The sequence below is a fragment of the Candidatus Sodalis endolongispinus genome (assembly GCF_018777395.1).
GTDB lineage: Bacteria > Pseudomonadota > Gammaproteobacteria > Enterobacterales > Enterobacteriaceae > Sodalis_B > Sodalis_B endolongispinus.
Genome location: NZ_JAFJYC010000002.1, coordinates 281,404 through 299,799 on the forward strand (window position 1 = coordinate 281,404; position 18,396 = coordinate 299,799).

General features: G+C 57.6%; 14 protein-coding genes and 6 pseudogenes. 8 read left to right on the top strand and 12 right to left on the bottom strand.

Annotated elements, in window-relative coordinates; all coding sequences use genetic code 11:
• Positions 1–83: 83 nt before the first annotated feature.
• A complete protein-coding gene (gene rlmA / locus JZM24_RS14535) occupies positions 84–905 on the top strand; it encodes a 23S rRNA (guanine(745)-N(1))-methyltransferase (protein ID WP_215670545.1) in 822 nt (273 codons plus the stop codon).
• 30 nt (positions 906–935) lie between these two features.
• Here the strand turns inward: rlmA and mntP are convergent, their stop codons facing one another.
• The 5 genes and pseudogenes from mntP to manX form a co-directional block, all read right to left on the bottom strand.
• Positions 936–1,523, bottom strand: coding sequence for a manganese efflux pump MntP (mntP, locus tag JZM24_RS14540; protein ID WP_215670547.1), 588 nt, complete (start codon positions 1,521–1,523; stop codon positions 936–938).
• A gap of 385 nt (positions 1,524–1,908) precedes the next feature.
• Positions 1,909–2,365 (bottom strand): annotated as a pseudogene (locus JZM24_RS14545) (DUF986 family protein).
• 60 nt (positions 2,366–2,425) lie between these two features.
• Positions 2,426–3,274: a PTS mannose transporter subunit IID gene (locus JZM24_RS14550; protein ID WP_215670549.1), complete on the bottom strand. Its 849-nt coding sequence runs from the start codon at positions 3,272–3,274 to the stop codon at positions 2,426–2,428.
• A 12-nt stretch (positions 3,275–3,286) separates the two neighbouring features.
• Positions 3,287–4,088 (bottom strand): annotated as a pseudogene (locus JZM24_RS14555) (PTS mannose/fructose/sorbose transporter subunit IIC).
• Positions 4,089–4,177: 89 nt separating this feature from the next.
• Positions 4,178–5,148, bottom strand: a pseudogene (gene manX / locus JZM24_RS14560) (PTS mannose transporter subunit IIAB).
• A gap of 589 nt (positions 5,149–5,737) precedes the next feature.
• Between manX and JZM24_RS14565 the strand changes: the two are divergent.
• Positions 5,738–7,294 (top strand): TerC family protein, encoded by a 1,557-nt coding sequence (locus JZM24_RS14565; RefSeq protein ID WP_215670551.1) that lies wholly within the window; start codon positions 5,738–5,740, stop codon positions 7,292–7,294.
• Positions 7,295–7,347: 53 nt separating this feature from the next.
• Here JZM24_RS14565 and JZM24_RS14570 read toward each other — a convergent pair whose 3' ends face one another.
• The 3 genes and pseudogenes from JZM24_RS14570 to pabB all read right to left on the bottom strand — a co-directional run bounded on the left by JZM24_RS14570 (position 7,348) and on the right by pabB (position 10,430).
• Complete coding sequence (locus JZM24_RS14570) at positions 7,348–8,712, bottom strand: L-serine ammonia-lyase (protein WP_215670553.1); 1,365 nt, start codon at positions 8,710–8,712, stop codon at positions 7,348–7,350.
• Positions 8,713–8,746: 34 nt separating this feature from the next.
• A pseudogene (locus JZM24_RS14575) lies at positions 8,747–9,115 on the bottom strand (CoA pyrophosphatase); the annotation flags it as partial.
• Positions 9,108–10,430, bottom strand: coding sequence for an aminodeoxychorismate synthase component I (gene pabB / locus JZM24_RS14580; protein WP_215670557.1), 1,323 nt, complete (start codon positions 10,428–10,430; stop codon positions 9,108–9,110). The pseudogene JZM24_RS14575 and the gene pabB, both read right to left, overlap by 8 nt.
• A 150-nt stretch (positions 10,431–10,580) precedes the next feature.
• Here pabB and JZM24_RS14585 point away from each other — a divergent pair.
• A pseudogene (locus tag JZM24_RS14585) lies at positions 10,581–10,757 on the top strand (YoaH family protein); the annotation flags it as partial.
• A 90-nt stretch (positions 10,758–10,847) separates the two neighbouring features.
• Here the strand turns inward: JZM24_RS14585 and JZM24_RS14590 are convergent.
• Complete coding sequence (locus JZM24_RS14590; RefSeq protein WP_215670561.1) at positions 10,848–11,201, bottom strand: RidA family protein; 354 nt, start codon at positions 11,199–11,201, stop codon at positions 10,848–10,850.
• Positions 11,202–11,364: 163 nt separating this feature from the next.
• Between JZM24_RS14590 and yoaA the strand changes: the two genes are divergently transcribed.
• The 4 genes and pseudogenes from yoaA to rnd all read left to right on the top strand — a co-directional run bounded on the left by yoaA (position 11,365) and on the right by rnd (position 16,067).
• Complete coding sequence (yoaA, locus tag JZM24_RS14595; protein ID WP_215670563.1) at positions 11,365–13,266, top strand: DNA repair helicase YoaA; 1,902 nt, start codon at positions 11,365–11,367, stop codon at positions 13,264–13,266.
• 80 nt (positions 13,267–13,346) lie between these two features.
• Positions 13,347–14,054 (top strand): tRNA (adenosine(37)-N6)-threonylcarbamoyltransferase complex dimerization subunit type 1 TsaB, encoded by a 708-nt coding sequence (gene tsaB / locus JZM24_RS14600; RefSeq protein ID WP_215670565.1) that lies wholly within the window; start codon positions 13,347–13,349, stop codon positions 14,052–14,054.
• A 112-nt stretch (positions 14,055–14,166) separates the two neighbouring features.
• Positions 14,167–14,714: pseudogene (locus JZM24_RS14605) on the top strand (Slp family lipoprotein).
• A gap of 213 nt (positions 14,715–14,927) precedes the next feature.
• Positions 14,928–16,067, top strand: coding sequence for a ribonuclease D (gene rnd, locus JZM24_RS14610; protein ID WP_215670567.1), 1,140 nt, complete (start codon positions 14,928–14,930; stop codon positions 16,065–16,067).
• An 82-nt stretch (positions 16,068–16,149) separates the two neighbouring features.
• Here the strand turns inward: rnd and minE are convergent, their stop codons facing one another.
• The 3 genes from minE to minC are packed head-to-tail and all read right to left on the bottom strand — an operon-like array spanning position 16,150 to position 17,940.
• Positions 16,150–16,419 (bottom strand): cell division topological specificity factor MinE, encoded by a 270-nt coding sequence (minE, locus tag JZM24_RS14615; protein WP_025245067.1) that lies wholly within the window; start codon positions 16,417–16,419, stop codon positions 16,150–16,152.
• A 3-nt stretch (positions 16,420–16,422) separates the two neighbouring features.
• Positions 16,423–17,235 (bottom strand): septum site-determining protein MinD, encoded by an 813-nt coding sequence (gene minD, locus JZM24_RS14620; RefSeq protein WP_215670569.1) that lies wholly within the window; start codon positions 17,233–17,235, stop codon positions 16,423–16,425.
• Between the two features lie 21 nt (positions 17,236–17,256).
• Positions 17,257–17,940 carry a septum site-determining protein MinC gene (gene minC / locus JZM24_RS14625; protein ID WP_215670570.1) on the bottom strand — a complete coding sequence of 228 codons (684 nt, stop codon included), beginning with the start codon at positions 17,938–17,940 and terminating at the stop codon, positions 17,257–17,259.
• 134 nt (positions 17,941–18,074) lie between these two features.
• On the opposite strand from minC, the gene JZM24_RS14630 reads away from it, so the two are divergent.
• Complete coding sequence (locus JZM24_RS14630; RefSeq protein WP_215670572.1) at positions 18,075–18,356, top strand: YcgL domain-containing protein; 282 nt, start codon at positions 18,075–18,077, stop codon at positions 18,354–18,356.
• The last annotated feature ends 40 nt before the right edge of the window (positions 18,357–18,396 follow it).

Here is an 18,396-nt window from a genome sequence, read left to right on the forward strand (position 1 = left end):
CCCAGTGTAGCGCGTTTTTCTGCCGCCAGAGGGGTTATTTTACGTTACACTGCGCCCTACGACGTTTTCCGATCGGAATGGCCATGTCTTGTTTTCAATGTCCGCTTTGCCACCAGCCGCTTGCGCTGCATGGCACCTGCTATCGTTGCGCCGGGCAGCATAGCTTTGACCTCGCCAAAGAAGGGTATGTTAATCTGCTGCCGGTGCAGTTCAAGCACAGCAAAGATCCGGGCGATGCGCCCATGATGATGGCGGCGCGGCGCGCCTTTCTGGATGCCGGCCATTATCAGCTGCTGCGTGACAGCATTATGGCATCTATCGCAGCACTTACCCCTGAACCCGGCCTTCGCTGGCTGGATATCGGCTGCGGCGAAGGGTATTACACCGCCGCGTTGGCGGACCAGCTCAGGTGTCACCAATCCCAGGCGGTTATCTACGGTATGGATATTGCCAAGAATGCGGTGCGTAGTGCCGCTAAGCGCTACAGGCAGGTCAGGTTCTGCGTGGCTTCCAGCCAGCGGTTGCCGTTTGTCGATGCCTCACTGGACGGTATCATGCGCATTTATGCGCCAAGCAACCCCGCCGAGCTGAGTCGCACGTTGCGTCCGGGCGGCGTGCTGCTGACGGTGACCCCCGGCCCGCGCCATCTCTATCAGCTTAAAGCGCTGATTTACCGCGATGTGCAACTGCACGCGCCTAAGGAAGAAAACGTTGCCGGCTTTACCTTGTTGCAGGACCTATCGCTTGGCTATCCGCTGCAATTGACCGGCGAGGAGGGGGTGGCGCTACTGCGCATGACGCCCTTCGCCTGGCGCGCCACCCCTCTGGTACTGGAGCGGTTGTCGGCCATGGCGCAGTTTGACTGTGAAACGGATTTTACCGTGCGGCTGTGGCGGCGTGCCTGATGCCTGAGCGGTGCAGCGAGGTGAGGGGGATTAACCGGGCAGATAAGCGAGCATAGCCTCGCCGATATGGCTATAGAGGATGTTGCAGCCGATGCCGCTGAGGATCACGCCGCCGATGATTTCCGCTTTATTGCCCAGACAGGGGCCGACAAAACGTCCCAGCAGCATGCCGGTGGTGGACATAATCAAGGTCGCAAGACCGATAAGCAGCGCGGTATGAAGGATATTGACCTGCAGCATCGCCAGACCGACGCCGATGGCCAGCGCATCAAGGCTGGTGGCGATGGCGGTGGTGATCAACACGCCCAGGCTATGCTTGCCGACCAGCGGTGTCTCGGCCGGGTGTTGTTTCCAGCCCGCCAGCACCATCAGGCCGCCAAGAAACGCCAGCAGAGCAAACGCCACCCAGTGATCCCAACGCATAATATACTGGCTGGCCAGCAGACCCAACCCCCAGCCGATAAGCGGGGTAATGGCTTCTATGATGCTGAAAATAAGCCCGGTGCGCAGCGCTTCACGCAGCGCGGGTTTGTGCAGCGTGGCGCCTTTGCCGATGGAGGACGCGAAGGCGTCCATTGACATACCAAAGGCAAGAATCAGTGTGGCGGAAAGGTTCATTACTGTGCCTCGGCTGGGCGCCCATATCCACGCTTTCACGTCCCCCCAACCTTATCGACAGGTCCGCATGTCTATAGTCTCGCCAGCCGATGAAGGCCGCCCGCACCACGTTTACCAAAGAAACGAGTATGTTTACACGTGCATTTCCGCAAGGCGTCGAAAACAGGCTACTCCCTAATGACGGCGCAACCTTAACATATTAATTCCCACAATAACAATTACAAAAATAACAGGGATAAATACCCTCAGGCTTGCTGTTGATTAAATGAACACGGCGAGAGGGATTTGTCAGGATAATGTCAGTCAGCAACGGCGTAATTAACGATAAGGGTATTTTTTATGGCGATGACTAATTTATTTAGCTAAGGCTATAAATAATTATAAATCATTGTATTTCAATAAGTAAATGGTAGATTGCCTGCAGATCATCTAATTTGTTGACCTGGATCAGCAAACGTCGTTTTTCTAGATCAATGACCAGATAACCATCTTCAGATAAATTCATATTTTTGATGCGGGAATAACGAATAAAGATATTACCGTAAAAATTCCGTTTTAAACAGCATGAGAGGACGGCGAATATAAGCCAGATACACCACCATCATCCCCAGCATTAAAATCAGCGTGGAGGTGAGCACCGTGCCGCCGGTGGTAATGTTTTTGTACAGCAGGATAAGCAGCAAGACGATAAAAATCAGCCCGTCCAGGCGGCCCTGACGGCGCAGCGGCACCCGTAGCCGCGTTTTACCGCGTAGGACATAATCCACAATGAATTCATCGAAGAGGGCAAACAGCAGCGCGGCGGCTGTCATAAGCGCCAGGCCGATATCGGTAAGGGTCATGCTTCCTCCCAGCAAGCAAAAAAAACCGGGGTAACGTCCCCCGGTTTGGCAACAATACGCTTACAGGCCCAGCAGACCGACCCAGTAACCGAAAATACCGATAACGAAAAAGCCCATAATAATCCAAAGCGCGTTCACCTTGCGGCGCAACAGCCACATACAGCCAAAGGTGAGCAACAGCGGCGCCAGCCCCGGCATCAACTGATCCAGAATCGTCTGGACGGTGGTGACGGTGGTTTGCCCCTCAGTGTTGGTAATACGTGACACCACAAAGGGAATATTGACGTGGGTCCATTTATTGACCAGCGCGCCCATGACAAACAGGCCAAGAATGGACGCCCCTTCCGTCATTTTTTGCAGGAAGCCGCCGCCCATATCGTTAACGATATTGACCCCTTTCCGGTAGCCGTACGCCACGCCGTAATAGCGGGTGACCAGACGCACCAGGTTGAACAAAATGAAAAACAGCAGCGGACCCAGTAAACTGCCGCTCATGGCGATACCGGCGCCGAGAGCGGCAAATACCGGCCGCACCGTACCCCAGAATATCGGGTCGCCGACGCCGGCCAGCGGTCCCATCAGGCCGACTTTCAGGCCGTTGACAGCGGCATCGTCGATGGGGGCACCGTTGGAACGCTGTTCTTCCATGGCCATGGTCACGCCCAATACCGGCGCGGCCACATAGGGATGGGTATTAAAAAACTCCAGATGGCGTTTGATCGCTTGCTTGCGATCGTCGTTGTTTTCCGGGTAGAGGCGACGAATCACCGGTACCATGGAGAAACAAAAACCGAGCGCCTGCATACGTTCAAAGTTCCAAGATCCCTGGAAAAGGTTGGAGCGGATAAATACGCCGCGTACATCGCCGGGCGTCAGTTTCTTTTGACCTGTAGCTGTAGTATCGACCATTTCTCTCACCTATTAATCCAGTTCATTATCGAGATCGTTAGCACCTTGCGCCGGTGCGGCCTGTCCTGCGACCCGGTTATAGCGCGGGCTGAGTTGGATGTAGAGTATGGCCATAACCACGCCGATGACCCCCAGCGCCACCAGGTTGAAGCTGGTGAAAGCCGCGGTGACGAAGCCGAGATAGAAGAACGGCATCAGATAGCCTGCGCGCATCATGTTGATGACCATCGCATAACCGACCACCACAATCATGCCGCCGGCGATGTTCAAACCGTTGGTGACGACTTCCGGGATCGAGCTGAGCATGGTGTGCACCGCGTCGGTACCGACCGACACGCCGACGATGACCACCGGAATGGCGATACGCATGGCCTGCAGCACTAGCGCCTAGACATGGATCCAACTTAGCGCCGTCAGGTTGCCACGTTCGGCGGCGCTGTCTGCGGCATGCTGGAAGGCGACGGTAATGGTACGTACGATGATAGTCAGCACCTGTCCGGCGGCGGCCAGCGGAATTGCCAGCGCGATACCGGCGCCGACGCTTTGGTTACCGGCAATGACCAGAAATGGTGGAGATGATGGACGCCAGCGCGGCATCGGGCGCCACCGCGGCGCCGATATTCATCCAGCCCAGTGCGATCATTTCCAACGTCCCGCCGATGATGATACCGGTTTTCATGTCGCCCAGGACCAGACCAATTAAGGTACAGGCCACCAGCGGGCGGTGGAACTGAAATTCGTCGAGAATCGATCCCATGCCTGCGATACAGGCGACGACAAATATCAGTACAATTTGAAGCGTGGTGATCTCCATTGTACTTCTCCTCTTACCTTGCGTAATAGAGCGATGAATCCGTTTCCAGGCAAACTTACGCTCTTAAGTGTGATAATGCGTCGTAGGGCTTAATTGCCGAGTTTTTTAATTAAATCCATCATCTTCAACAGGGAATCGCTGGACACTTTAGCACTTCCAGTTCAATCCCGCGATCGTTGAGTTTGTTGAATGCCTCGATGTCTTTTTCGTCCACCGATACGGCATTATTGACCTGGGTTTTGCCCTGGCGGAAGGCCATCCCACCAATATTGACCGTGGTAATGGCAACGCCGCCCTCGACCAGACGCACCACATCGGTGTGGTTGGTAAATAACAACATGACGCGATCGTTGGCATATTTCGGTTTGTCGTAAACGCGGATAGCTTTTGCCACATCAACCACGTGAGCCGTAACGCCAGGAGGTGCCACCTGGGTGAGCAGGGTTTTACGCACCGTATCCGCGGCCACTTCGTCGCTGACCACGATGATGCGTTTAACGTCGGTTTCTTTGGTCCAGCGAGTAGCCACCTGGCCATGGATCAAACGGTCGTCGATCCTAGCCAAACCGATAGTCATATGACCGCCCTGACCGTCAGCCACCGGTGCGGCTTTCGCGACCGGCGCGGCGGCGGGTGCGGCCACGGCAGCAGGCGCGGCCGGTTCCGGGGTTTTCAGCGCCTTCACGCCGATACGTCCGGTTTCCACCGCGATCCAGACCAGCTCCTGGAAAGCGGGATTGTCGTCACGCGCCATGAAGGTTTCGGCCAGCATGGGGATATTGACGCCGGTGACCACTTCGTAATTTTCTTTATCGATGACAATCCGGCTGGCGGCATTAAACGGGCTGCCTCCCCAGGTATCGACCAGAAATAACACGCCTGCTGTGGTATCAAGTTCCGCCAGACGGGCGGTATATTTTTCAATCAATGTTTCAGCGTTTTCGCCTGGGACGAAATCGATCCAGGCGACGTTGTCTTGTGCGCCTAAAATCATTTCAGCCGTTTTCAGTAATTGCTCGGCCGCTGACCCGTGAGTGCCAATAACAATAGCAATACTCACTGGATACCTCCTCTATTGACAAAATGGGTTATGCGCCCCGCACGAAAGGTGTGTCTAAGGCCCTAACTCTTTGGTGGTATAACTGCAACGTCAGGAACGATGCCTGCCCTGACGGATGTTCGTTCTACAGATTGATCTGCTTCAGTTATTGGTTCGGACGATCATAAGTAAATCGCGATTTATTTTAGTGTGTAAAAAAATAAAAATTGTGACGGCGCTCAGTTATTTGGCTACCAGAATCGGTAGAAGCGCACAAAAGAGTGTAGCTGGAAATGAACAAACGGCCACGGCATGAAGTGAAAAAGCTTTGTGCCGGACGGGGAATCCCTGATACAGTAAAGCGTTTAAATTATAAAAGGAGCAAACAGCCCTCCGATGGACTGTCACCGAAGCTGTTTCATCAACTTTTGTCCGCCTGCGCGGCCATTCGTCTTCTCTCACTGGCGCCTCGCGCTGGATCTTCTTTCGTCATGTTTGATCCCGCTCCCAAGAACGTTTGCCTCTTGGCGGCTTGCCCCTGCGCGTTTGCCGGCAAAGATGCGGTTTAACCCTGTTATAACTACAGCCTGAATACCTTACGGAGCCTGTGATGGAATTCTTAATGGACCCCTCAATTTGGGTGGGATTGCTGACCTTAGTCGTATTGGAGATCGTTCTCGGCATAGACAACGTGGTCTTTATTGCGATCCTGGCGGACAAACTGCCGCCCAAAAAGCGCGATCGTGCGCGGGTAGTGGGTCTTTCGCTGGCGCTTATCATGCGTCTGGGCCTTTTGTCGCTGATATCGTGGATAGTCACGCTGACGCGGCCGCTGTTTACCCTGGGAGACTTTTCCTTTTCCGGCCGCGGCCTTATCTTACTGCTTGGCGGTATTTTCCTGTTGTTCAAAGCCACTACGGAACTGCATGAACGCCTGGAAAATAAAGAACACGACAGCAGTGCCGGCCGTGGTTATGCCAGCTTTTGGGCGGTGGTGGTGCAAATTGTCATCCTCGACGCAGTGTTCTCCCTAGATGCGGTGATTACGGCGGTAGGGATGGTCAACAATCTGCCGGTAATGATGACCGCGGTTATCATCGCCATGGCGATTATGCTGCTGGCGTCCCGTCCATTGACCCGTTTCGTTAACCGTCATCAAACCGTGGTGGTACTGTGTCTCAGCTTCTTGCTGATGATAGGCCTCAGCCTGATTGCTGAAGGGTTTGGCTTTCATATCCCGAAAGGCTACCTATACGCCGCCATTGGTTTCTCGATCCTTATTGAAATGTTTAACCAAATAGCGCTGCGCAATTTTATCAAAAATCAGTCCGCCAAACCGATGCGCGAGCGCACCGCGGAAGCGATTATGCGGCTGATGGGGGGCAGGGCGCAGCGTGAAACCGGCGAGGACGATTCGGCTAGAGCCTTTAAACAGGCGCATTTCGCCGAAGAAGAGCGCCACATGATTACCGGCGTGCTGTCGCTGGCCTCGCGGACCTTGCGCAGCGTCATGACCCACCGCAACGGAATTACCTGGCTGGACTGCCAGCGGCCGGTTGCGGAGTTGCGCGCGACGTTAATGGAGACGCCGCACAATATGTTTCCGGTCTGTAACGGCGAGCTGGATCAGCTTATCGGCATCGTGCGCGCCAAGGACTTGATGGCGGCGGTGGATAACGGCGAGCAGGTCAAAGCTTACGCGGCCGCCAACCCGGCAATTGTGGTACCGGAAACCCTGGATGTGCTAAAGCTGCTGGAGGAGTTGCGCCGGGCGAAAGGCAGCATGGTGATGGTGTCCAACGAATTCGGCGTCGTGCAGGGGTTGGTGACGCCGCTGGACGTGCTGGAAGCGATTGCCGGCGAGTTTCCTGACGAGGATGAAACGCCGGAGATTGAAGTTCATGAGGGCGGCTGGCTGGCGAAGGGTAGTACTGACCTGCACGCCTTACAGCAGGCGCTGGACACCCAGGCGCTGGCGCGCGGGCGGGACGACGTCGCCTCGCTGGCCGGTTTGTTGCTGTCGCAGTGCGATCAGATGCCGGTGGAAGGGGACGTGGTAACGCTTGACGAGTGGCGGTTTACTATTCGTCAGATGGTCGAGTACCGTATTGAGCTGGTGTGGATTGAACGTCTGGCGTCGAGGCACGATGATGATGAGGAAGAGTAACGCTAGCCACGTAAGCGCCGCCATAACGCTTACGGGCTCAGCAGTTGTGCCTCTCAGTCACACTGCACCTTGATAGCAAGGCCGCCGCGCGATGTTTCACGGTATTTTGCATTCATGTCCTTGCCGGTTTCGTACATGGTTTCGATCACCTTATCAAGCGATACCCGCGGCGCGCTGGTGCGACGCAGCGCCATGCGGGAGGCATTGATCGCCTTCACCGCGGCGATAGCGTTACGCTCGATGCACGGCACCTGCACCTGGCCGCCCACCGGGTCGCAGGTCAGTCCGAGATTGTGCTCCATACCGATCTCCGCCGCAACGCACACCTGTTCCGGACTGCCGCCCATCAGCTCCGTCAGTCCGGCCGCCGCCATGGAACAGGCCACGCCCACCTCACCCTGACAGCCGACTTCGGCGCCTGAAATCGAGGCGTTCATTTTGTACAAAATCCCGACAGCGCCGCTGGCGAGGAAATACCGCAGCCAGATATCCGCCGATACGGGTTCGATAAAGTGGTCGTAGTAAGCCAGGACCGCAGGCACGATGCCGCAGGCGCCGTTGGTGGGAGCGGTGACGACCCGCCCGCCGGCGGCATTTTCTTCATTGACCGCCAGGGCGAACATATTGACCCAGTCCACCACCTGCATGGGATCGGTGGAGTGCTTATCGCCGGCTGTCAACATCCTCCTGAGCGCGACGGCGCGGCGCGGCACCCGCAGCGGCCCCGGCAGCACGCCCTCGGTATTCATACCGCGATCGATACAGGCGCGCATGGTTTGCCAGACGCTGGCAAAATAGCGGTCTATCACCGCACGATCGTGCAGCGCGAGTTCGTTGCGCAATACCAGACCGGAAACCGACAAGGCAGTATCCCGGCAGTGATCCAGCAGTTGCTGGGCGCTGTTGAAGGGGTAAGGCACGCTGAGCTCGCTGGTCGTCTCGAGGCCGAACTGCGCTTCCTCGACGATAAATCCGCCGCCTATTGAATAATAGGTCTGGCTGTAGACGCCGCTCTCCCCGGCGAAAGCGTGGATGCGCAGTCCGTTTTCGTGCCGCGCCAGATTGGTATGGTGAAACACCATGCCGCCTTCGCGCGGAAAATCCACCTCACGCGGCGTTCCCGCCAACATCAGCCGTTCACGCTCGGCCACGTCGCGTAAAAACGCCGGGGTCGCGTCGATGGCCACCGTATCGGGGCTATTGCCGGCCAGGCCGAGAATGATTGCCTGATCGGTATGGTGCCCCTTGCCGGTCAATGCCAGTGAGCCGTAAACCTCGACGGCGATACGCGTCACGGACGTCAGCAGATGTTTTTCGACCAAATCGTCCACAAATTGTTTACCGGCCTTCATCGGGCCTACCGTATGGGAACTGGACGGACCGATACCAATTTTGAACATATCGAAAACGCTGATCACAATTGCTCTCCTTTAAATTTTATAAGGCAACGGGCAGCAGGCCCACGATGGGGGTGACCTGAAAGCCGCTGCTGCTGTCCACCGGCGGTAGTTTTCCCAGCACCTGGACCTGACGCGGATCGATAGCGACTTCTTCTTGCGCCTCGCGCAACGCGGTGGCGACGGCGGAAGCGTCGCTTGCATCGGCGCTACCGCCGGGAAATGCGACCTGACCGGCGTGTTTGCGCAAAGACGCCGCGCGGCGAGTGAGCAACAGCGTCGGCGTGGCATGACAGATAATCGGAACCAGCACCGCCGCCTGCCGGCGGTGGTAGGTAGCGTGGCGGGTATCCGGTAGCAGCAATTGGAAACGGGTGATAAACTCCGTCAGCCGCAGCGGTCGCGCTATCACAGAGTCAGGCATGCAGCCGTTCCAGCAACGGCAGGAGCGAGGCCACTTTCGCCAGCGTCTCCTGGTATTCCGCTTCTTCGTCGCTGTCGGCGACCAGACCGCCGCCGACAGAGCAGTGAATGTGCCGGTCTGCGACCAGCAGCGTACGAATGGCGATATTGGTGTCCATCGCGCCGCAACAGCTGATATAACCGATGCTGCCGCACCAGGCACTACGACGCTGCGGTTCCAGCCTTTCGATAATTTCCATTGCTAGCTCCTTTGGAGCGCCGGTAATGGAGCCACCGGGAAAGCAGGCGCGCAGCAGATCGCAAGGGCTGCGATCGTCCGGCAAAACGGCGGTGATGGTGCTGACCAGATGATGCACCGCTGTAAACGTCTCGATGGCAAACAGCGACGGCACGCGCACGCTGCCGGGCTGAGCCACGCGGCCGATGTCGTTGCGCAACAAGTCTACTATCATCAGATTTTCCGCCTGATCTTTGGCGGAAGCGGCCAGCCGGGGTAACGTTCCTTTAATGGGGCGGGTCTGGATCGCGCCGTCGCGCAGGCGCAGGAAACGTTCCGGCGACAAACTGAGCACCGCCTGGTTCGCCAGGCGGATGAACGCCGAGAAGGGCGCCCGGTTATGGTCCAGCAAGAGTCGGAACGCCGGCCATTCATCGCCATCGCAGGGGGCGCTGAAACGCTGTGATAGACAGACTTGATAGCAGTCACCCGCCAACAGGTGCCGCTGCACCAGCCGGAATTTGTCGCCATAGTCGGCGCGGGTCATATTGGCGCGCCAGGGACCGAGCAAGTGAAACGGCGCGGGCGACGGGGGCGCCGCAGCGGTCAACCGGGCAAGTATGGAGGCGGGATCGTCGTGGCTGACCAGCGTCAGCGTGCGGCGCAGATGGTCGGCCACCACCGCCCAGCGGTAAATCCCAATCGCCATTTCCGGCAGCGGGAGATCTTGTTGCGCCAATACCGGTAAAGTTTCGATGCCACGGGCAAGATCATAGCCAAAAAACCCCAGCGCCCCGCCCTGAAACGGTAAGTCCGCGTCCGGCGACGCCATCATGCCTGCCGCCGCCAGCTGCTGTTGCACCAGCGCAAAGGGGTCGTCATCCAGACACTCGCACATGTCCCCCCGGACTATTTCAGTGACACCGTCACGCATGACAAGCGTCACCGCCGGCCCGGCCACCAGGATATCGTAACGGCTGTCTGGATGGTCGCTATGACCGGAATGCAGCAGCATCGACCAGGGCTGGTCAGCCAAAGGGGTAAAATAGTCCAGCACGGCATCTGGCCGGTAGGGTAATGCTGTCAGTTGTGGCTGCATGGCTAAGCCTCTGTTCCCGATAGTCGCGGCGTCGGCATCCTGCCCGCGTACGTGGTGATTTATGGCGCGATCCTAGCATAAATCCACGCCATGGCGTAACCGGCCGGGTCATGAGATAATCGGCTCAATCGCCGTTACCCAGAGACAACTATGTTAAACGATATGCCCGCGTTGACCCATGAGCAGCAGCAACAGGCCGTAGAGCGGATCCAGGCGTTAATGGCCGAAGGAATGAGCAGCGGCGCGGCGATAGCACAGGTGGCACGCGAATTGCGCGTCGACCACACCGGCGAAAGGGTCCCCCTGCGCTGGGAGGAAGAGGGCGATACCGAAGCGCATGAGACGCCGTCGGCGCGTGCCGAGACGGATCCCTATGATAGCAACCCCGATGATGATTAAGCGCAGGGTGGTTGGCCGTTATGACAACGTGGCGACGATTTGGATTTCGATTTTATAGCGCGGATTCATCAGGCCCGCCTGAACCGTGCAGCGCACCGGCGCGCTGCCGGCCTCGACCCAGTTATCCCATACCGCATTCATCGCGGCGAAATCCGCCGCGTCAGGCAGGAAAATAGTGGCATCCACCAGGCGGCGTTTATCGGTATTGCAACGTGCTAGCATGGCGTCGACAGCGGCAAGCGCGCTGCGGGTCTGGCCGGTAATGTCTTCATCAAGCGCGGCATCCGCCGCCACGCTGGTGTAATAGAGGGTTTGATGGTGAATCACCGCATCGGACATACGGGCGCCGGCATCAATACGCTGGATGGTCATTGCATTTCCTTTCAGTGGTTGAGTGAAAACAACAGCATACCATACCGGCGCGGGAAGCCCAGCTGCCCGATGGCGATGGCGGATGCGCTTACGCATGACGACGAACCAGGGCCGTTTGGGCGTGGTAGGTAAAACAGGGCAACGCGCGTGCGCGGGAGAGAATGTGACAGACGATTTTATGCCTCAAGGCGTGCTGGCGAAAGCTCTGAACGGTTTCAAACCGAGGGAGTCCCAGCGCCTCATGGCTGAAGCCATTCGTGACGCCATCGGCGCGCAGCAACCGCTGGTGGTGGAGGCCGGCACGGGCACGGGCAAGACTTATGCCTATCTGGTACCCGCCCTGCGCGCCGATAAAAAAGTGATCATTTCCACCGGCTCGAAGGCGCTGCAGGATCAGCTATACGCCCGGGATCTGCCGCGTATTGCGCAGGCGCTGTATTATCGCGGACAGCTGGCCCTGCTGAAAGGGCGCGCCAACTACCTGTGCCTGGAACGGATGGCGCAGCACGCGGCGGCGGGCGGCGCGCTGACGCCGGAAACGCTCGATGCGCTGAGTCAGGTACGCGCCTGTGCGTCGCAAACCGAAGATGGCGACATCGATAACTGCGGCGGCTTACCCGAAGACAGCCCTATCTGGCCGTTGGTGACCAGCACTAACGATAATTGCCTCGGCAGCGATTGTCCCGAATACAAAGCGTGCTTTGTGGTCAAGGCGCGCCTCCGGGCCATGGACGCGGATATCGTGGTGGTCAATCATCATCTGTTCCTGGCGGACATGGTGGTCAAGGAAAGCGGTTTCGGGGAGCTTATCCCCCGCGGCGATGTGATGATTTTCGACGAAGCGCATCAGCTGCCGGATATCGCCAGCCACTATTTCGACCAGCAACTGACCAGCCGTCATATGCTGGATTTGGCGAGCGATATGACGCTGGCCTACCGGACCGATGTGCGCGATATGGCACAGTTGCAAAAGAGCGCCGACCAGCTTTCGTTCCGCGCCCAGGATTTTCGCCTGGCGCTGGGGGAACCGGGGTTTCGCGGTAATCTGCGCGACGTTCTGGCGCAGCCGGCGGTGCAACGCGCGCTGGTGCTGCTGGATGATGCGCTGGAACTGTGCCATGACGTGGCGAAGCTGGCGCTGGGCCGCTCGGCGCTGCTGGATGCCGCGTTTGAACGCGCGACACTTTACCGCGCCCGGCTCAAACGCCTGCGCAATACCAGCGAGCCGGGATTCAGCTATTGGTACGAATGTAACGCGCGTCATTTTCTGCTGGCGTTGACACCGCTGTCGGTTTCTCACCGTTTTCATGAAGTGATGGCGGAAAAGGCCGGCACCTGGATCTTCACCTCGGCGACCCTGTCGGTGAATGACAAATTAGACCATTTCACCCAGCGTTTGGGGCTTGAGAACGCCAATTCACTCCTGCTTGCCAGCCCGTTTGATTATGCCGCCCAGGCGCTGCTGTGCGTGCCGCGCTTTTTGCCGGAACCACGGGAGCGCGGCGCGGCGCAAAAACTGGCGCGGATGCTGTTGCCGGTGATTATCGCCAACCGCGGCCGCTGTTTCTTTCTGTGTACCTCGCATCAGATGATGCGCGATCTGGCGGTGGAATTTCGCGCTTCGCTGACCTTGCCGGTGCTGGTACAAGGCGAAACCAGCAAGCGCGAGATTCTGCGCCAGTTTGTGGACGCCGGTAACGCGGTTCTGGTGGCCACCAACAGTTTTTGGGAAGGGGTGGACGTGTGCGGCGATGTCCTGTCCTGCGTCATCATTGATAAACTGCCGTTTACCGCGCCGGATGATCCGCTGCTGAAGGCCCGTATTGAGGATTGCCAGCTGCGCGGCAGCGATCCGTTCGCCGAGGTGCAGATCCCGGAGGCGGTCATCGCCCTGAAGCAGGGCGTCGGCAGGTTAATACGCGACAGCGATGACCGCGGCGTGTTGATTATCTGCGATCATCGACTGGTGACCCGCCCGTACGGCAAGGTTTTTCTGCAAAGCCTGCCGCCCGCGCGCCGCACCCGTTCGCTGGAGCGCACTATCGCTTTTCTGACCGACGCCTGAGCGCCGTATCCCCTTGTCGCAGCGGGTGTGTTATCATAAACGCCCGTTAAAGTTCTTATTGTTCCCGCCTGAGGTTTGGCATGTCTACCCGCATTTTAGCCCTTGATACCGCGACCGAAGCCTGTTCCGCCGCGCTGATGCTCGACGACGAAGTGCTGCTGGAGCGCTTTACCCTTGCCCCTCGAGAGCACACGCAGCGGATCCTGCCCATGGTGGACAGCCTGCTGGCGGAGGCCGGTATTACGCTTAAAAGCCTGGATGCGCTGGCGTTCGGCCGCGGCCCCGGCAGCTTTACCGGCGTACGCATCGGTATCGGCATCGCGCAGGGACTGGCGTTGGGGGCCAATCTGCCGCTTATCGGCGTGTCCACGCTGGCGGCGCTGGCGGAAGGCGCCTGGCGCCAGACCGGTGTTTGTCAGGTATTGACCGCCATTGATGCGCGCATGGGTGAAGTGTATTTGGCGCCCTATCAACGCCAAGCGGGCGTTTGGCTGGGTGAGGAGCGCGAAGCGGTGGCGGCGCCCGAGGCGGTGGCGGCGCTGGGCGCGAGCCTGTCTGGCTGCTGGGCCACCGCCGGCACCGGCTGGCAGACCTATCCGACGCTGCTTCATCATGAAGGCTTGGCGCTAGTGGCGGGGCACACGTTGTTGCCGAGCGCGCGAGATATGTTACCGCTGGCGCTGCATCATTACCACCACGGCGGCGCTCAATCGGTGGCGCTTGCCGAACCCACCTATTTACGCAACGAAGTGGCCTGGAAAAAATCACCCGGCCGGGCTGAGCGCTAAACTTATCCGGCCGCGGCGGGTCAAAGTAGTAAGTTTATTAACGAGATCAAGCACTATGTTCAGCCCAAAAGCGTTACCTGTATCGATTCGCCGGCTGGTGCCGGTTGGCTTCATGGCGGCGATTTTAACGCTTGCCGGGTGCGTGACGTTGCCGGAGGCTGTCCGTGGCACGTCCCCGACGCCGCAGGATGATTTGGTGCGGGTGATGAATGCTCCGCAGCTGTATATCGGTCAGGAAGGGCGCTTCGGGGGTAAAGTGGTCAAAGTCACCAACGAAACCGGGCGCACCCGGCTGGAAATCGCCACTGTTCCGCTGGATGATGGCGCCGTGCCTCTGATGCACCGGCCGTCAGTCGCATCATTGCCCAAATCAACGGTTTTGTCGAACCCTCCGACCTGAAAGGCCAGTGGATTACGGTTGTCGGCCCGATCACCGGTACGGAAAAAGGGCATATCGATAAAGCGGAGTACACCTACATGGTCATGCAGGTGAATGGCTATAAACGCTGGCGTGTGGTGCGCCAGGTTGAAGCGCCCATGGGGCCCCCCCGTTCGGACCGTGGGGCTGGGATTACCGCTATGGCTCCCCGTGGGGGCCCGGCTACGGCCCGGGGCGGTTATTACGGCGACACGCGGGTCGACACCGTACTGTCGGACTAAGCGCCGTAATGCCGGCGTCACGGTCCGGTTGCATCCGCGCTTAGGGCTCGCCGGGCCGACGGTTGGCTCCCCGGCAACGCCGGTGGTGACTGCCATCGCCATCGTTGCCAGGCGTGGCCGGGCTCCGGCCCCTTAGCGGCTTACACGGCGTCGCGAATATCCACGCGCGCCCGTCATTTTTTCTCACATCACGCCGAAAAAGAGAGAGTTGCGTTGGATTATCAATTGATTACCACGGATCAGACCTTAGATGAAAGATGTCAGCAAGCCCGTCAGCACCGCTGGGTGGCGGTGGATACCGAATTTGTACGTACCCGCACTTATTATCCCCAGTTGGGCTTGATTCAGATGTTTGATGGCGAGGCGCTAACGCTTATCGATCCGCTGGCTATTTCCGATTGGCAACCGTTTATAGATCTCCTGGCGGATAAGCCGGTGACCAAATTGCTGCACGCCTGCAGCGAGGATTTGGAAGTGTTTTGGCATAGCTTTGGCCAGATGCCGGTGCCGATGATCGACACCCAAGTTCTGGCCGCTTTTACCGGCCGCGCACTTTCTTGCGGTTTCGCCGTGCTGGTAGCGGAAACATTAGAGGTTACGCTGGATAAAACCGAATCCCGTACCGACTGGCTCGCGCGTCCCTTGACTGAACGGCAATGTGACTATGCCGCCGCCGATGTGTATTGGCTGCTGCCGATGGCGCATAAGCTGATAGCCGAAACACAGCAGGCAGGCTGGTGGTCGCAGGCCGGCCAAGAGTGCGAGGCCCTCTGTCAGCGGCGCCGTGAGGTAACCGATCATGAACTGGCCTATCGGGATATCGCTAACGCCTGGCAACTGTGCACGCGCCAACTGGCGTGTCTGCAGCGCCTGGCCAGCTGGCGGCTGAACAAGGCCCGCGAGCGTGATATGGCGGTCAATTTCGTCGTCCGCGAAGAGCATCTGTGGCAGGTGGCGCGCTATATGCCGGGGTCCCTTGGCGAATTGGAGCAGCTTGGCCTGAGCGGGCCCGAAATCCGCTACCACGGCCGGTCCCTACTGGACAAAGTGCAAGAGGCGCAGGACCTGCCGGACGAGGCCTTGCCCGCACCGGTATTGAACCTTATCGACAGTCCCGGCTATCGGCAGATGTTCAAAGCGCTGAAAGAGCAGATTCAACTGACGGCCACCAAGACGGGGCTGAGCGGCGAACTGCTGGCGTCGCGTCGTCAGATTAACCATTTAATCAGCGTGGCATGGGGGGTAACGCCGCCTGCGCGAGAGCCGGAATTAATCAGCGGCTGGCGCGGCGCGCTGTTTGGCACGGAATTACGGGCGAAATTAGGTCAGCACGAGGGCGAAACGCACCTCTAAAGGCAGGGGGCGCGGACGCCAGGCATGAGTGAATGGCGCTGACCTCCTGCCGGCGGGCAGGAGGGGCGTCAGGCGCCGACGGCTATTTGGTGCTTTCTTCCGTTTCCGGCAGGGTCACGTTCAGCTCCAGGATGGAGATATCCCCATCCTTTTTCTCCAGCTGCACCGAGAGCATTTCGGGGTCGATTTGCACATATTTGCTGATGACCTCAAGCAGGTCACGTTTCAGCTGCGGTAGATAGTGCGGTTCGTTATCGCCTCTGCGCCGCTCGGCCACGATGATCTGCAGCCGTTCCTTGGCTATATTGGCTGTCGTTTTTTTACGGGAGAGAAAAAAGTCTAGCAATGCCATGGTTTATCCCCCAAACAGGCGTTTCAGGAATCCCTTCTTCTCTTCTTCGATGAAGCGGAAGGGACGTTCTTCTCCTAACAGGCGATCAACCATATCTGAATAGGCTTGGCCAGCATCAGATTCCTCATCGAGAATTACCGGCTCACCCTGGTTGGAAGCCCGTAACACCGATTGATCCTCAGGGATCACACCTACCAGAGGAATGCGCAAAATATCAATCACATCTTCCATGCTGAGCATGTCGCCGCGGTTGACGCGTCCGGGATTGTAGCGGGTCAGCAGCAGGTGCTCTTTAATCGGCTCCAGGCCATTTTCGGCGCGGCGCGATTTGGAGGACAGGATGCCCAAAATACGGTCGGAGTCACGCACCGACGAGACTTCGGGGTTGGTGGTGATAATGGATTCATCGGCAAAATACAGCGCCATCAGGGCACCGGTTTCAATACCGGCCGGTGAATCGCAGACGACAAAATCGAATTCCATGGTGCCTAAATCATTCAACACCTTTTCCACGCCCTCTCGGGTCAGGGCATCTTTATCCCGCGTTTGGGACGCCGGCAAAATATATAAATTTTCCGTCCGTTTATCTTTAATCAGCGCCTGATTCAGCGTAGCATCCCCCTGGATGACATTGACAAAGTCATAGACCACCCGGCGTTCACAGCCCATGATCAAATCAAGATTTCGCAGCCCGATATCGAAATCGATCACTACGGTTTTCTTTCCTTTGCGGGCTAAACCGGTAGCGATGGCCGCGCTCGATGTGGTCTTGCCAACGCCCCCTTTACCCGAAGTAACAACTATAATGCGAGCCATAAATGGATTCCTTGTCAAGGGCTAAATTAAAGGATGAATGGTAAGCGTGCCGTCCTGCAGACATAAACGCGCGGCTTTTCCTGCAAACGCGGCCGGTATTTGATCGCTCAGCCAATACTGGCCAGCAATTGATACGAGTTCGGGGGAGAGATGGGTACAGAAAATCTGGCACTCTCCGTCGCCCGACGCACCGGCCAGCGCGCGGCCCCGCATCATGCCATAAATATGAATATTGCCGTCGGCGATAAGCTCGGCGCCTGCGCTGACGCTGCTGGTGACAATCAGATCGCTGTTGCGGGCGTAAATTTGTTGCCCGGAGCGCACCGGCGTGTTGATAAGGCGCGTTTTGACCGCCGCCGGCGCCGGGGCGGGCACCTCAGCGACGCTGCGCTTCGGCGCTTTGCCTTCGGTCAGTAGCGGCAGCCCGCTGCGTACGATCGCCTGTTTGAGTTTACTGTCGCTGCAGCCACTGACGCCGACAATGTGCAAACCGGTGGCCAACACCGCCTGCGACACGTCCTTCCAGGGGGTGTCACGACCAAGACCGGCGACGTTGATGACCACCGGCGCATTTTTCAAAAATCCAGGTGCTTGTTCGACTTTTTCTTCTATCGCCCGACGGATTTCCTCTGGCTGCGCATCATGCACATGAATTACCGATAAAGTAAAATTACTGCCTTTCAACTCAATTGGCGTTTGCGACATCTATCCTGACTCAGTCTTAGCACGTGTAATTCCCCGTTTCGTTACGGGAGGCGATATTCCGTAGTACTGCATACATGTTATAGTTACCGCTACATACAGGCAAGACACCAGACCACGTAAACAGAGTAAAAAATATGTTTTGTGTGATCTATCGAAGTTCAAAACAGGATCAAACCTATCTTTTTGTCGAAAGGCGAGAGGATTTCACCCGCGTCCCGGCCGACTTAATGGCGCACTTCGGCAAACCGCTATTCTCAATGATTTTACCCTTAGACGGTAGCAAAAAACTGGCTTCTGCGGATATAGGAAAAGTAAAAGAATTACTTAAACAGCAAGGGTTCTATCTTCAAGTCCATCCGCCAGTGGAAAATTTATTGACCCAGCATCAACATGCCGAAAAAAAACCTGATCATTAACCCATGTATTTACGCGGCGGAATAACCACCGTCTCATCCT

Excerpts from the sequence above, each read along its gene's own strand:
- JZM24_RS14590 (WP_215670561.1), bottom strand. The coding sequence starts at position 11,201 with ATGACCATCCAGCGTATTGATGCCGGCGCCCGTATGTCCGATGCGGTG.
- JZM24_RS14565 (WP_215670551.1), top strand. The coding sequence starts at position 5,738 with ATGGAATTCTTAATGGACCCCTCAATTTGGGTGGGATTGCTGACCTTA.
- JZM24_RS14550 (WP_215670549.1), bottom strand. The coding sequence starts at position 3,274 with ATGGTCGATACTACAGCTACAGGTCAAAAGAAACTGACGCCCGGCGAT.
- minD (WP_215670569.1), bottom strand. The coding sequence starts at position 17,235 with ATGGCTCGCATTATAGTTGTTACTTCGGGTAAAGGGGGCGTTGGCAAG.
- rlmA (WP_215670545.1), top strand. The coding sequence starts at position 84 with ATGTCTTGTTTTCAATGTCCGCTTTGCCACCAGCCGCTTGCGCTGCAT.
- minC (WP_215670570.1), bottom strand. The coding sequence starts at position 17,940 with ATGTCGCAAACGCCAATTGAGTTGAAAGGCAGTAATTTTACTTTATCG.
- minE (WP_025245067.1), bottom strand. The coding sequence starts at position 16,419 with ATGGCATTGCTAGACTTTTTTCTCTCCCGTAAAAAAACGACAGCCAAT.
- JZM24_RS14630 (WP_215670572.1), top strand. The coding sequence starts at position 18,075 with ATGTTTTGTGTGATCTATCGAAGTTCAAAACAGGATCAAACCTATCTT.
- pabB (WP_215670557.1), bottom strand. The coding sequence starts at position 10,430 with ATGCAGCCACAACTGACAGCATTACCCTACCGGCCAGATGCCGTGCTG.
- mntP (WP_215670547.1), bottom strand. The coding sequence starts at position 1,523 with ATGAACCTTTCCGCCACACTGATTCTTGCCTTTGGTATGTCAATGGAC.
- tsaB (WP_215670565.1), top strand. The coding sequence starts at position 13,347 with ATGTCTACCCGCATTTTAGCCCTTGATACCGCGACCGAAGCCTGTTCC.